Below are 13,280 nucleotides of genomic sequence, written 5' to 3'. Positions count from 1 at the left end.
TCGTGGTAGAGGGCCTGGTCTATGGCGGCTTTCCCGGCCTCGCCAAGAAACTTGCCGGCGAAGTTCTGTCGATGCCGGAGAATGCGCTGCGGGTCGCCGGGCTGATTGCCATCGCCGTTGGCGTCGGCATCGTCTGGCTGGTGCGAGGTGGATGACGGTCTATGATTTCGGGATAACGGAGGTTTTATCCTCCGCCGATAGCCATAGCCGCAAACGTGCCGTATTTCTTGCCAACATGGTTCGACGCAGCGTTTTCGGCGAGCGCTTTTCTTCTCAGAGACACCGGGAGATTTCTCGATGACATCCAACAGGTTTTTGCGCGCGGCGAGGCGGACGTTCACCGCGGGTGCTGCAGCACTTCTTATCGGCGCCGCTACCGTCCCGTCGCTGGTGACGCCTGCGGCCGCCGCCGACGGCCCGGCTTCGGTCGCCGATCTCGCGCAGGGCCTGCTCGGCGCCGTGGTCAACATATCGACCTCGCAGAGGGTGAAGGGCACGGAAGGCCCGGGCGCGGTGCCGATGCCGCAGCTTCCGGAGGGCTCGCCCTTCCAGGATTTCTTCGACGATTTCTTCAAGAACCGCCCCGGCGAACAAGGCAACCCCTCGCAAAAGGTGCAGTCGCTGGGCTCCGGCTTCGTGGTCGACGCCGAGCAGGGCATCGTGGTGACGAATAATCACGTGATCGCCGATGCCGACGACATCGAGGTGAATTTCTCCGACGGCGTGACGCTAAAGGCGACGCTGGTCGGCACCGACACCAAGACCGACGTGGCGGTGCTGAAGGTCGATCCGAAAGGGCACAAACTGACGGCGGTGAAATTCGGCGATTCCAGCAAGATGCGTGTCGGGGACTGGGTGATGGCGATCGGCAATCCGTTCGGCCTCGGCGGCACCGTGACGGTTGGTATCGTCTCGGCCCGCAACCGCGACATCAATTCCGGTCCCTATGACGACTTCATCCAGACCGATGCCGCGATCAACCGAGGCAACTCCGGCGGACCGCTGTTCAACAGCGACGGCGAGGTGATCGGCATCAACACGGCGATCATCTCGCCGTCCGGCGGCTCGATCGGCATCGGCTTTTCCATTCCCTCGCAGCTTGCGTTGGGCGTCGTCGACCAACTCCGCCAGTTCGGCGAGACGCGGCGCGGCTGGCTCGGCGTGCGCATCCAGCCGGTGACGGACGACATTGCCGAAAGCCTCGGCATGGCCACCGCCAAGGGCGCCCTGGTCGCCGGCGTCATCAAGGGCGGGCCTGTCGACAACGGCACCATCCTGGCGGGCGACGTCATCATCAAGTTCGACGGCAGGGACGTCAATGAAATGCGCGACCTGCCGCGCGTCGTCGCGGAAAGCACGGTCGGCAAGGCTGTCGACGTGGTCATCGTGCGCAAGGGTGTCGAGCAGACCGTGAAGGTGACGCTCGGCCGGCTCGAAGATGGCGAAAAGCTTGCCAGCGGCGAGAATGGCACTGCCGGCAAGGATAATGGCGACGAGGCGCCCGCCGTTTCGACGGCTTCCGTGCTCGGCATGACCGTTGGCGAGCTCAATGACGAGACGCGGGCGAAATTCGGCATCGCCGCCGAAGTCTCCGGCGTCGTCATCACCGAAGTCACCAAGGATTCGGCCGCTGCCGAACGCGGCATCCAGGCCGGCGAGGTGATCACCGAGATCGCTCAGGAATCGGTCGCCACGCCCAAGGATGTCATGGACCGGATTGCTGCGTTAAAGGAGCAGGGACGCAAGAACGCGCTGCTGATGCTGGCGTCGAAGACCGGCGAATTGCGGTTTGTGACGATCCGTATGGACTGAGTCCGGCCGGCTTTGCTGTCTTGGCAGAACCGGTAGAGCTGCACTTTCTCTGGCGCCCGCAGTTGAGTGATCCGAAGGATGAGATGGTGCTTGCGGCAGCGATCAATCGTCGGGCAGACGCATTGGTCACTCACAATCGCCGCGATTTTGTGACTGCGGCAGGCCCTTTTTTGAAGCTCCAGTCATCAGTCCCGCCGAATTGTTGGAAGCATTTCGAACATGAGCAAGGCGACCTATCCGTTGAAACTTCCCTTGTCGATCAAGGAGGCGGCTGCACGTCTGGCAAAGGCTGATGGGGTGTCGCTGAACCAGTGGATCGCTTCGGCCGTGGCGCAAAACGTTGGAGCCATGGAGACAGCGGCCGATTTCCTGCGTCGACGGGCTGGTGATGCATCAGGCGATGATTTCGCTAAAGTGCTCGATCGCGTCGGCATCAAACCGCCGCAACCCGGCGGCGAGCTTCCGTTTGACAAGCACTGATCAAGGCCGGTTTTTTTGCCAATCCTTGGCTGTCAGCCTGTAGAACACATGCCGCTTGAGCATGGCATGGCTGTCCGGAATGCCGGGGTGGTCGAAATCGCTGGCCGGGTCGGCGATCATGCCCAGGCGCTTCATGACGGCTGTGGAACGGCTGTTATCCCTAACGGCGAAGGACACGATTTCGTCGAGGCCAAGCGTTTCGAAGCCATAGGCGAGCCACGCTTCGGCTGCCTCGGTGACATAGCCATGGCCCCAGAATTCGGGCGCCAGCCGCCAGCCGATCTCGACTGTGCCGGCAGGCAGGAAGGGCAAATGATCGGTGTCGAGGAGGCCGACGAAGCCGATGCATTGGCGCGTTTCAATTATCTCGGCGGCAGCGAAACCGTAGCCATCCTCGGCGATCCAGGCGCGGAACTCGTCCATTTTGGCGTCCGCGGCAGCGCGGTCGCGGCGAAATGGAAAGAATTCCATGACGCGTTCGTCGGAATTGATGCGGTAGAAGAGCTCACGGTCGCGATCCTCCCAGTTGCGCAGGATCAGGCGCTCGGTGCGGATCGGCGTCACTCCACAAATTCCTCCCGCTGGTAGCCCTGCAGATAGAGCAGCGCGGTCAGGTCGCCGTGGTCAATGCGGAATTTTGCCTCCGCCGCCACGACCTGCTTGGCATGAAGTGCCACACCGGTGCCGGCTAGGCGGATCATGTCGAGGTCGTTGGCGCCATCGCCGACAGCAATGGCGTCGGCGGTCGTCAGCCCGAGTCGCGCCGAAATCTCGAGCAGCGCATCGGCCTTGGCGGCACGCCCCAGGATCGGCTCGGCCACCAGCCCGGTGAAGTGGCCGTCCTGCTCGATCAGGCGGTTGGCGCGGTTCTCCTGAAAGCCGAGCATGGCGGCGATGCGTGAGGTGAAGACGTTGAAGCCACCCGACACGAGTGCAGTCCATGCGCCATTGGCCCGCATGGTCTGGACAAGTGCGCGGCCGCCGGGGGCCAGCGTCAAGCGGTTGGCGATGACGCGGTCGACCACGGCAGCGTCGAGGCCTTTCAGCAGCGCCACCCGCTCGCGCAAGGCCGGCTCGAATGCGATCTCGCCATTCATAGATCGCGCCGTGATGGCAGCGACGTAATCCTTGACGCCGATCTCGTCGGCAAGCTCGTCGATGCACTCCTGGTCGATAACAGTCGAATCCATATCGGCGATGAGGATTTTCTTCCGCCTTCCCTCGGCCTGCTGGACGATCACGTCGACCGGTTCGGGTGCGAGCACGGCGCGCAGGCCGGCGGTCGTTTCAACGCCTTCGGCCGCCTCGGGCAAACCGAATTCGCAGGCGATGCCTTCGGCCAGCCAGCGAACAGTGCTTGCGCCAACCGACCGTGACACCATATTCGCAAGCGCCGGCGACAATGCGCGGCCGGCGGGATGGGACACAAGCGTGGCGACCAAGGGCGTGGCAAGCGGGGGCATCGCAAATTCCGGCAGGCAGGCGGGCGAGAGCCGCGTTAAGAACGCGATCCTGATAGCCGGGCCGACCGCCAGCGGCAAGTCCGCCCTTGCGGTCGACCTCGCCGAGCGCAATGGCGGCGTCGTCGTCAACACCGATTCCATGCAAGGCTATTCGGTGCTCGACGTGCTGACGGCGCGGCCGACTGCTGCCGAACTCGCTCGCGTCCCGCATTTCCTCTACGGACATGTCCATCCCTCCACCGCATATTCCACCGGCGCCTGGCTGCGCGATGTGATGAAGCTCATCGACAACGGTGCGTTCTTGGAACGGCGGGTCGGCACGTTCTTCGAACGGCCGGTGATTTTCGTCGGTGGGACGGGGCTTTATTTTCGGGCGCTTGCGGAAGGCATTTCGGAAATGCCCGACATTCCGCAGTCGATCCGTGATCGCTGGCGCTACGAACTCCAGGAGCAGGGCGCAGCCAAGCTGCACCGCATCCTGCTGCGCGAGGATTCCGCAACCGGCATGATGCTGAAGCCGACCGACGGCCAGCGCATCGTGCGGGCGCTGGAGGTGCTCGACGCATCGGGCCGTTCCATCCTGGAATGGCAGGCGGCGCGCGGCCGTCCACTGATCGACAGGGCCAGCACGCGTTTCTTTGTGATCGAACCGGACCGAGCGGAGCTGGTGGAGCGGATCGAGGCGCGGTTCGACCGCATGCTGGAGAAGGGCGCTCTCGACGAGGTCAGGCGGCTGACCGACCTTGGCCTCGATCCCGACTTGCCGGCGATGAAAGCGATCGGCGTTCGCGAACTCCAGGCCGCAATGGCCGGCGAGTTGAGTTTCCCCGAAGCGATCGAGCGCGCGAAGATCGCGACGCGGCAATATGCCAAGCGCCAGGCGACCTGGTTCAGGCATCAGTTGGGTCCGGAATGGATGAAATTGCGCCCTGGTGATCGTGTGGAATCCACGATCTCGGATCCCCTTTCCAGTGCAACCTGAAAAGTTGATTTTGAGGGGAGACTTCCCGTCGAAGTTGTCCTAATTAACCCTCCGTAAGCCCGTCCATGCCATAACGCCTTTGGGAATTTTCCAACGGGGAGCAGATGCGTTTTCACAAGGCGGAATCAGCCTTTTTTGTGTTTATATTCGTGATCCTGGCCGCCGGCCTAGTGACGCTTCATGCCTATGGGCTTCTGCAGGCCTTCGCCGAAGACGTTCATACACCCGCAAGGGTCGACAAGATCATCTATCTCAACAAGCTGCTGTTTGGGACCGGCGTTCTTTTGGCGACTGCCCTGTTCTTCGGCGTTTTCTTCATCTATCCGCTGATCCGCAAGCAGGCGACAGAAGAAGGCAAGCTGCGCGCCATGACGGTTTCGCTCAGTGCTCGTTCGGAAACGCTGGAACATGCGGCGCTGACCGACAGCCTGACCGGTATGCAGAACCGGCGCTATTTCGATGACGCACTGAAGGAATATCTCGAGGAATTCCGCCGCATTGAGAAGCCGGTCGGGCTGATGATCCTTGATCTCGATCATTTCAAGCAGGTCAACGACACCCACGGCCATGATGTTGGTGACGAGGTGTTGCGGGCGGTCGCCAACTGTCTCAAGGACATGACACGCTATCACGATGTGGTGGCGCGTCTGGGTGGCGAGGAGTTCGCAGTGGTCACGCCCAACATGGACGCCGAACTTCTGTCCAAATTCGCCGAGCGCATCCGCAAGGCGATTGCCAACATGTCGATACTGTCAGGCAATGTCCGCCTAAAGATCACCACGAGCGTCGGCCTTGCCGTCTGGGACCGTAAGGAAACCGCCGAAGAGTTCTATCGCCGCGCCGACCGCCAGCTGTATGAGGCCAAGAGGCAAGGCCGAAACCGCGTCTGCGCCTAAAATCCCGTCACTAAATTCGTGATGCTGGCCGCCTGATGCCGTTTTCTGCGCTACTACAGCGCCGCGCGTCGTTGGACTCGCAAAGGATGCTGTAGCATCTTCATTTTGCGCATGATCCTTTCCGAAAATCGATCACGATTTTGGGGTCATGCGCGTGCTCGTGGACTGAATGTCCACTCCGCTCCGGTTCTCGAAAACGACACCATCCGGCTCAGCCTGACGAATTCCTGACGGGATTTACCCAAGAAGGGAAAGCTTGCCCGGTATCTCAAGCGCGCAGGGCGCTGGATCCATGGAGACTTTCATCGTCGCCGGCTCAATCGTTCTGCGGGCGCAGGCCGAAGGTTGCGGGTTTCAAGCCATAACGCATGTCGAAATCGTCGTCGGGTTGGACGCGCGGGACGAGTGGCTTTCGGTAGTTGGGGTCACCGGCCTGTCGGGCGGAATCCACGACTTCGGCGAAGGCCATCGCCTGCTGCGATTTCGGTACGTTGCGCAGCCTTTCGACGATCGCCACCAGGTCGACATCATTGCCGGTTTCGGACGGCAAGGCTTCCTCGCGCTTGGCCGTGCCTGGAATCAGGTCATCGGACATTTTCTCGAACTTCAGCCGCATGGTCGTTGCCACGCCCTCACCGAAGGCGATGGCTTCGCGCTGGCCCATCGAAGACAGGAATGCCAGCGTCGAGGCCGAGGAATCGGCGATCGCCGAGCGGATGATCGCCTGGTCCTGCTCATTAGCAAGCCGCATAGCGAAAAAGGTCGAGCATTGCGACAGGATGGTGGGATCGAGCTCGCCCGGGCGCTGGGTGACGATGCCGAGATAGCAGCCATATTTGCGGCCTTCCTTGGCGATGCGCGACAGCGCGTGTCGGGTCGGCGCAAAACCAAGGCGCGGATCGGCCGGCATATAGCGGTGTGCTTCCTCGCACAGCAAAAGCAGCCGCAGCCGGCCTACGCTCCACAGTGCAAGGTCGAAGGCCAGGCGCGCCAGCACCGAACAGACGGAATTGACCACTTCCGACGGCATGCCGGCCATCTCGAAGCAGGTCACCGGGCGCCCGTGATGCGGCACGCGGAAAATATTGCCGATCGTCTCGTGGATGGTATCTTCGATCAGCCGCGAATTGAACATGAAGCGGTAGCGCGGATCCGAGGCTGCCGATTCGATGCGCGTCTTCAGCGATTTGAGGGTGGGGCGGTCGTTCTTGCTTTCCAGCAGTCCCATGCGTTCGTCGATCTGCTTGATAAGATCGACAACGCGATAGGGCACCGGGGTGTCCGCGGTCAGTGTATCAGTGCCACGCCTGAGATAGGTGCCGGAATTCGGGTTGCGATACAGGTTCTTGGCTGCGGGGATGAGATCGCGCAAAGCATCGACCTCTTCCGGCACGGTCTCGCGCCCGCGAAACAGCACTTCGGCAAATTCCTCGAGCTTGAACATCCAGAAGGGCAGGTCCAGCGTCGTCGAATCGACCCTGACGCAGTGCTCGGGCAAGGACGCGGCGAACTCGTTGTGCGGATCGAGGATGAGAACGCGCAGGTCGGGTCGAGCGGCGATCGATTTGCGCAAAAGCAGCGAGACGGCGGTGGATTTGCCGACGCCGGTGGTGCCCACAATGGCGAAATGGCGCGCCAGCGTGTCGTCAATGGCGATGTTGGCGTCGATCGCCTCATCCTGTGACAGCGTTCCGATGGTAATCGAATGACGTCCGGCGAGATCATAGACCGCCTGCAAGTCGCGGCTGCGGATGCGGTGGGCGATGGCGCCGATATGCGGATAGGTGGTGATACCGCGGTCGAAAATCGGTTTGGTGCCGGGCTCGGCGCCGTCGCGCACCTCGCCGATGAGCTCGATTTTGACCTCGATTGGGTTCTGGCCCGCATTGCTCCAGGCGCGATCCGACTTGCCGATCTCGTAGACCAGGCCGACGGTTCGCGTGGCGCCAAGGTTGATGGAGATCATCTTGCCGACGCTCCAATGGCCGGTGGCCGTGCCTTCGACATCGGCGGCATAGGCGCTGATGGTGGCGCGCGCGCCGTCGCACTGGACGACATTGCCCAGAATGCGCTTGTCGTTCTGCTCCGCCTTGCGGCGCTCCTGCAATGTCGGCTCTCCGACGGAGGCTTCGCGGTCGACGAACATGGACAGGCTGTTTCCCATTTCCCCAGGCGATCGACCTTACATCGACGGGGTTAAGGTGGGGTGAGGTCGGATGGTGTAAGAGCAATTAAGCCATTCGTGAAAATTGAATTTTGATCGGCGCCTTGCTCTAAGCTAAAATTTCGTTATACCGGATGAATGACTGATATAGCGAACGACATATCCTCGACCATCGGCAGGCGAATACGCTCCGAAAGAGCCTTGAGGGCCTGGTCGCTGGCGGAGCTCGCAGACCGCTCCGACGTGTCGAAAGCTATGCTCAGCACGATAGAGCGCGGCAAGACGAGCCCGACCGCAGCACTTCTCGTGCGGGTCGCCGCGGCCTTCGGCATGACGCTTTCCACTCTCATCGCGCGGGCCGAGCTGCAAGGCGGCGGGCTGCTTCGCGAAAGCGATCAACCGCTTTGGCGCGATCCCGCAACCGGCTATGTCAGGCGGCATCTTTCGCCGGTCTCGGATATGCCGCTCGAGCTGATCCGGGTTCAATTGCCGGCGGGAGCCAAGGTGAGCTTTCCGGCAGCGTCCTATGCCTTCATCAGACAACAGATATGGCTGATGTCCGGACGGCTGGAATTCACCGAGGGCGACGTCGTCCACAGTCTCGAACCGGGTGACTGCCTGGCACTTGGCGCGCCGTCGGATTGCAGCTTCCACGCTCCGGGACCGGACGCCGCCGAGTATCTGGTCGCGCTGGCCAGAGGCTGATGACAGGGCCGCATCTTATGGCCCGATCTCACTCCAGGGATCTTGCACGCATGAGTTCCATCGAAATCAAGGCGCTGACACAAACTGCGCAAACGCATGCAATGCTGGTCGATATGCTGATCGAGACGGTAGCGGCCGGTGGATCGGTCAGTTTCATGCATCCGCTGGCGCCGGACGCCGCAGGCGCCTTCTGGAGGAAGTCGCTTATTGCGGCTGCAAGAGGCGAAAGAGCTGTGCTCGGCGCCTGGGACGGCGAGGCTCTGGTCGGCACCGTTACCTTGCTGCTCGACTGTCCCCCCAACCAGCCGCACCGGGCCGAGATCGCCAAGCTGATGACCCGCGTCGACCATCGCGGCAATGGCGTGGCTACTCGCCTGATGTCGGCGGCCGAAAGCCTTGCAGTCGAAAAAGGCCGCACGCTGCTGGTCCTGGATACGGCGACAGAGGAGGGCGCTTCCGGTCTCTATGAGAGGTTGGGCTTCACGCTTGCCGGTGAGATACCGGACTATGCATTGAAGCCGCATGGCGGACTGACCGGTACGCTTATCTACTGGAAGCGCATCGGCCAGTCCCGGTAACAGCCCCCGAATTCTATCCCGTGTGGTGGACCTCCTGCAGCCCGTAGACAGGCGTTGCGATGCCCTCGAGCCGTGCTTTCAACTGCAGCGACAGGAACTGCGAATAGTGGCGTGACTGGTGCAGATTGCCGCCGTGGAACCAGAGCGCTTCCTGTTGTGTCGGCTTCCACATGTTGCGCTGTTCGCCCTCCCAGGGGCCAGGGTCCTTGGTGGTGTTCGAGCCGAGACCCCAGCACTTCCCGACTTTGTCGGCGACTTCTTTCGAGATCAGCTCCGCCGCCCAGCCGTTCATCGAAGCGTAGCCGGTGGCGTAGACGACGACATCGGCCGACAGCTCGGTGCCGTCGCTGAGCAGGACCGAATGTTCCTTGATCTCGGTCACGTCGACGCCGCTTTTCAGCTTGACGGCGCCGTCGATGATCAGCTGGGAGGCGCCGATGTCGATGTAGTAGCCGGAACCGCGCCTGAGATATTTCATGAATAGGCCCGAACCGTCGTCGCCCCAGTCGAGCATGAAGCCGGCCCTTTCCAGGCCCTCATAGAAGGCGGCATCGCGCTTCTTCATCTTTTCGTAGAGCGGGATCTGGAACTCGTGCAGGATCTTGTAGGGCAGGGAGGCGAAGATGAGGTCGGCCTTGGCCGTGGTCATGCCGTTTTGCACGGCCTGCTCCGAATAGAGCGCGCCGAGCCCGACATCCATCAGCGTGTCGGATTTGACGATATGCGTGGTCGAGCGCTGCACCATGGTGACGTCGACGCCGGCTTCCCAGAGTGCGGCGCAGATATCGTGCGCGGAATTGTTCGAACCGATGACGACGACCTTCTTGCCAACGTAGCTGTCCGGACCGGGATGTTTCGCAGAATGGTGCTGATCACCCTTGAAATTCTCCATGCCCTTGAACTTCGGGATGTTAGGCCGGCCCGACATGCCGGTGGCCAGCACCAGCTGCTTCGGCTTCAGCGTTATGTCCTTGCCACCGCGATGGACGACGACCGTCCACTCCTTTTTCTCGTCGTCATAGGCGGCGCTCTTGGCCTCCGTGGAGGACCAGTAGTTCAGCTCCATGACCTTGGTGTACATTTCCAGCCAGTCGCCGATCTTGTCCTTGGGCGAGAAGACCGGCCAGTTCCTGGGGAAGTCGATATAGGGCAGATGATCGTACCAGACCGGGTCGTGCAGGCAGAGCGACTTGTAGCGCCTGCGCCATGAATCGCCGGCACGCTCGTTCTTCTCGACGATGATGGTCGGCACGCCGAGCTGCCTCAGCCGGGCACCGAGCGCGATGCCGCCCTGGCCGCCGCCGATGATCAGCGTGTAGGGCTGACTGACAAAGCCAAGTTCGGCGGCTTCTTTCTCACGCTCCTCTTTCCAGGTCGGCCGGTTTTTTTCCGTGACCATGCTTGGCGCCCAACGGGCGCGCGAAGCCGGCGGGTTCCTCATGACCCTTCAGCTCGACCATGGTGGTGAGGAGCGTCCAGATCTTGCCGTTCTTCAACCTGATAGGCCGAAGCCGCGCGCAACCTCCGTTTCGAAGCTGATCCAACCTTCGAGCAGCCCGTCGCTCTCTGTGGCCTCTTCGCCTTTCGCAAGCGCCCAGTTCGAAGGTTTCGTCTTCGCCAACTGACTCCTCAGCATATCGTGCACCTGGTCGCGACCTTCCATGGTCTTGATGTTCCAGGTGAAGGTCACCAGGTCGCGCCAGTAGCAGTCTTCCTGAAAGCACCCGACCGCCTTGTCGATGTCGCCGGCGGCAAGCGCTGCGCCGAATCGGTCGAGCAGGTCGGACAGTTTCTTGCCTGGGGCCTTGTCGAGCATCAGATTTCCTCCCGTGAAGTCCTGGTCGTCATCGTGGCTATGCCGGTTGACCGGAGTATCGCGGCAAACTGTGCGCCGCGTCACGTCGTCAAATAGTTTGGCGTGGTTTCAATGGCTTATCGGGACGATCGTGAACTCTGGTCCTGCCGGCGATCGTACCGGAACGGTGCCTTGTGGCGGAACCAACTGGCTCAATGCGATGATCGTCAACCGGCCGTCCGATATGACCAACGGGTTCAAACCCTTTTGGCATCGTGTCACATTCCCCGTTGACAGCGGCGCAAAACCAATTCTATTGTCCGCCACCATGAAAACGGCACTCATTCTCGTAGTAGGAAAGCGCGTGGGCAAGGCGGTGTAACCGCCGGGCGAAAACCTCCCATGCGCAAGACACAGGCTCCCTCGGGGGCCTTTTTTATTGCCCGAAACACGACTAAACGACCAGCAATCGCCGCATGGCGGACAGTACGGGACCAGACCGATGAGCAGTGGACAGAACGAGCGGCGCGAAATCACCGGCGCCGAAATGGTGGTGCAGGCGCTGAAGGACAATGGCGTCAAGCATGTTTTCGGCTATCCGGGCGGCGCGGTTCTCCCGATCTATGATGAAATCTTCCAACAGGACGAGGTCGAGCACATCCTCGTCCGTCACGAGCAAGGCGCGGGTCATGCGGCGGAGGGCTATGCGCGCTCGACCGGCAAGGCCGGCGTCATGCTGGTGACATCGGGGCCGGGCGCCACCAACGCGGTAACGCCCTTGCAGGATGCGCTGATGGATTCGATCCCGCTGGTCTGCCTTACCGGTCAGGTACCGACCTCGCTGATCGGCTCGGACGCGTTCCAGGAGTGCGACACGATCGGCATCACGCGCCCCTGCACCAAACACAATTGGCTGGTGAAGGACGTCAACGAGCTCGCGGCAATCATCCACGAGGCCTTCCACGTCGCAACGACAGGACGTCCCGGTCCGGTCGTCGTCGATATTCCGAAGGACGTGCAGTTCGCCAAGGGCATCTACGTGCCGCCACAGACGGCGCCGCGCACGAGCTATCAGCCTAAGGTCCAGGGCGACCTGGAAAAGATCAAGGCGGCGGTCGAACTGATGGCCAACGCGAAAAGGCCGATCCTCTATACGGGCGGCGGTGTCATCAATTCCGGCCCGGAAGCCAGCCATTTGCTGCGCGAACTGGTCGATCTGACCGGCTTCCCGATCACCTCGACGCTGATGGGCCTTGGCGCCTATCCGGCGTCGGGCAAGAACTGGATGGGCATGCTCGGCATGCACGGCACCTATGAAGCCAATATGGCGATGCATGATTGCGACGTCATGGTCTGCATCGGTGCGCGCTTCGACGACCGTATCACCGGTCGGCTCACCGCGTTCTCGCCGAACTCGAAGAAGATCCATATCGACATCGATCCATCGTCGATCAACAAGAACGTCCACACCGATGTGCCCATCATCGGCGATGTCGGCCGGGTGCTGGAGGATCTGGTGCGGCTGTGGCGGGCGACCGCCAAAGCCGACAAGAAGGCGCTCCACCCGTGGTGGGAGCAGATCGCGAAATGGCGGGCGCGGGATTCACTTGCCTACAAGATGAACCACGACGTGATCATGCCGCAATATGCCGTCCAGCGGCTCTACGCACTGACCAAAGACATGGACACCTACATCACCACCGAGGTTGGCCAGCACCAGATGTGGGCGGCGCAGCACTACCATTTCGAGAAGCCGAACCGCTGGATGACCTCCGGTGGGCTCGGCACGATGGGCTACGGCCTGCCGGCGGCGCTCGGGGTCCAGATCGCGCACCCGGATGCGCTGGTCATCGACATTGCCGGCGACGCCTCGGTGCAGATGACGATGCAGGAGATGAGTGCCGCGGTGCAGCACGAAGCGCCGATCAAGATCTTCATCCTCAACAACCAGTATATGGGCATGGTGCGGCAGTGGCAGCAGCTTCTGCACGGCAACCGGCTGTCGCATTCCTACACCGAAGCGATGCCGGATTTCGTCAAGCTTGCCGAAGCCTATGGCGGCCACGGCATCCGCTGCGAGAAGCCGGACGAGCTGGACGACGCGATCAAGGAGATGATTTCGGTGAAGAAGCCGGTGATCTTCGACTGCCGGGTGGCGACACTTGCCAACTGCTTCCCGATGATCCCGTCGGGCAAGGCGCACAACGAGATGCTTCTGCCGGATGAGGCGACCGAGGAGGCGGTGGCCAACGCCATCGACGCCAAGGGCAGGGAACTGGTGTAACTGTCAGCCGGGGCAGGGCTGTCGGAAGAAGCCGTGCGGAAACAGAGAATTGGCTCAAAAGTTTGAAATCGAGATTCATGTCATGAACGCACAGCTTCAACCGACCGGCTCCGCCTACTTC

13 protein-coding genes and 1 pseudogene are annotated in these 13,280 nt (G+C 61.6%); 10 read left to right on the top strand and 4 right to left on the bottom strand.

All coding sequences use genetic code 11. From position 1 onward, the window contains the following. Positions 1–2 precede the first annotated feature (2 nt). From EOA85_RS12635 to EOA85_RS12620, 4 genes are all read left to right on the top strand, one after another. Complete coding sequence (locus EOA85_RS12635) at positions 3–155, top strand: DUF2065 family protein (protein ID WP_245485720.1); 153 nt, start codon at positions 3–5, stop codon at positions 153–155. A gap of 142 nt (positions 156–297) precedes the next feature. Next, positions 298–1,812, top strand: a complete 1,515-nt coding sequence (locus EOA85_RS12630) for a DegQ family serine endoprotease (protein ID WP_127209638.1) — start codon at positions 298–300, stop codon at positions 1,810–1,812. A gap of 20 nt (positions 1,813–1,832) precedes the next feature. Further along, the gene (locus EOA85_RS38910; RefSeq protein ID WP_348627902.1) at positions 1,833–2,105 is read left to right on the top strand and encodes a PIN domain-containing protein; all 273 of its coding nucleotides are present in this window, start codon (positions 1,833–1,835) and stop codon (positions 2,103–2,105) included. After that, positions 2,032–2,292: a pilus assembly protein HicB gene (locus EOA85_RS12620; RefSeq protein ID WP_127209637.1), complete on the top strand. Its 261-nt coding sequence runs from the start codon at positions 2,032–2,034 to the stop codon at positions 2,290–2,292. Before EOA85_RS38910 ends, EOA85_RS12620 begins: the two co-directional genes overlap by 74 nt. Here EOA85_RS12620 and EOA85_RS12615 read toward each other — a convergent pair whose 3' ends face one another. Together EOA85_RS12615 and serB are read right to left on the bottom strand one after the other, a co-directional pair. Then, positions 2,293–2,856 carry a GNAT family N-acetyltransferase gene (locus tag EOA85_RS12615; RefSeq protein ID WP_127209636.1) on the bottom strand — a complete coding sequence of 188 codons (564 nt, stop codon included), beginning with the start codon at positions 2,854–2,856 and terminating at the stop codon, positions 2,293–2,295. Beyond that, a complete protein-coding gene (gene serB, locus EOA85_RS12610; protein WP_127209635.1) occupies positions 2,853–3,755 on the bottom strand; it encodes a phosphoserine phosphatase SerB in 903 nt (300 codons plus the stop codon). Before serB ends, EOA85_RS12615 begins: the two co-directional genes overlap by 4 nt. On the opposite strand from serB, the gene miaA reads away from it, so the two are divergent. Then, positions 3,739–4,737: a tRNA (adenosine(37)-N6)-dimethylallyltransferase MiaA gene (miaA, locus tag EOA85_RS12605; RefSeq protein WP_127209640.1), complete on the top strand. Its 999-nt coding sequence runs from the start codon at positions 3,739–3,741 to the stop codon at positions 4,735–4,737. The genes serB and miaA overlap by 17 nt on opposite strands. Positions 4,738–4,841: 104 nt before the next feature. Next, the gene (locus EOA85_RS12600; RefSeq protein WP_127209634.1) at positions 4,842–5,633 is read left to right on the top strand and encodes a GGDEF domain-containing protein; all 792 of its coding nucleotides are present in this window, start codon (positions 4,842–4,844) and stop codon (positions 5,631–5,633) included. 316 nt (positions 5,634–5,949) lie between these two features. Here EOA85_RS12600 and EOA85_RS12595 read toward each other — a convergent pair whose 3' ends face one another. Further along, positions 5,950–7,779, bottom strand: a complete 1,830-nt coding sequence (locus EOA85_RS12595) for an ATP-binding protein (RefSeq protein ID WP_127209633.1) — start codon at positions 7,777–7,779, stop codon at positions 5,950–5,952. Between the two features lie 156 nt (positions 7,780–7,935). Between EOA85_RS12595 and EOA85_RS12590 the strand changes: the two genes are divergently transcribed. Continuing rightward, positions 7,936–8,502, top strand: coding sequence for an XRE family transcriptional regulator (locus tag EOA85_RS12590; protein ID WP_127209632.1), 567 nt, complete (start codon positions 7,936–7,938; stop codon positions 8,500–8,502). A 50-nt stretch (positions 8,503–8,552) separates the two neighbouring features. Further along, a complete protein-coding gene (locus tag EOA85_RS12585) occupies positions 8,553–9,080 on the top strand; it encodes a GNAT family N-acetyltransferase (protein WP_127209631.1) in 528 nt (175 codons plus the stop codon). 13 nt (positions 9,081–9,093) lie between these two features. Here the strand turns inward: EOA85_RS12585 and EOA85_RS12580 are convergent. Continuing rightward, positions 9,094–10,896, bottom strand: a pseudogene (locus EOA85_RS12580) (NAD(P)/FAD-dependent oxidoreductase). A gap of 46 nt (positions 10,897–10,942) precedes the next feature. Between EOA85_RS12580 and EOA85_RS12575 the strand changes: the two are divergent. Together EOA85_RS12575 and EOA85_RS12570 are read left to right on the top strand one after the other, a co-directional pair. Next, positions 10,943–11,257, top strand: coding sequence for a hypothetical protein (locus tag EOA85_RS12575; RefSeq protein WP_127209630.1), 315 nt, complete (start codon positions 10,943–10,945; stop codon positions 11,255–11,257). 120 nt (positions 11,258–11,377) lie between these two features. Continuing rightward, entirely contained in the window at positions 11,378–13,159 is a 1,782-nt protein-coding gene (locus tag EOA85_RS12570) for an acetolactate synthase 3 large subunit (RefSeq protein ID WP_127209629.1), read from the top strand. Positions 13,160–13,280 lie beyond the last annotated feature (121 nt).

The organism is Mesorhizobium sp. M5C.F.Ca.IN.020.29.1.1 (genome assembly GCF_003997375.1).
Lineage (GTDB): Bacteria > Pseudomonadota > Alphaproteobacteria > Rhizobiales > Rhizobiaceae > Mesorhizobium > Mesorhizobium wenxiniae.
Note: the sequence above shows the minus strand (reverse complement) of the source record. Positions and strands in the feature narration are given on the sequence as shown.

Bases quoted from the DNA above. Each gene is read 5' to 3' on its own strand.
- serB (WP_127209635.1), bottom strand. From the start codon at position 3,755: ATGCCCCCGCTTGCCACGCCCTTGGTCGCCACGCTTGTGTCCCATCCC.
- EOA85_RS12600 (WP_127209634.1), top strand. From the start codon at position 4,842: ATGCGTTTTCACAAGGCGGAATCAGCCTTTTTTGTGTTTATATTCGTG.
- EOA85_RS12570 (WP_127209629.1), top strand. From the start codon at position 11,378: ATGAGCAGTGGACAGAACGAGCGGCGCGAAATCACCGGCGCCGAAATG.
- EOA85_RS12585 (WP_127209631.1), top strand. From the start codon at position 8,553: ATGAGTTCCATCGAAATCAAGGCGCTGACACAAACTGCGCAAACGCAT.
- EOA85_RS12620 (WP_127209637.1), top strand. From the start codon at position 2,032: ATGAGCAAGGCGACCTATCCGTTGAAACTTCCCTTGTCGATCAAGGAG.
- EOA85_RS12630 (WP_127209638.1), top strand. From the start codon at position 298: ATGACATCCAACAGGTTTTTGCGCGCGGCGAGGCGGACGTTCACCGCG.
- EOA85_RS12595 (WP_127209633.1), bottom strand. From the start codon at position 7,779: ATGTTCGTCGACCGCGAAGCCTCCGTCGGAGAGCCGACATTGCAGGAG.
- EOA85_RS12590 (WP_127209632.1), top strand. From the start codon at position 7,936: ATGACTGATATAGCGAACGACATATCCTCGACCATCGGCAGGCGAATA.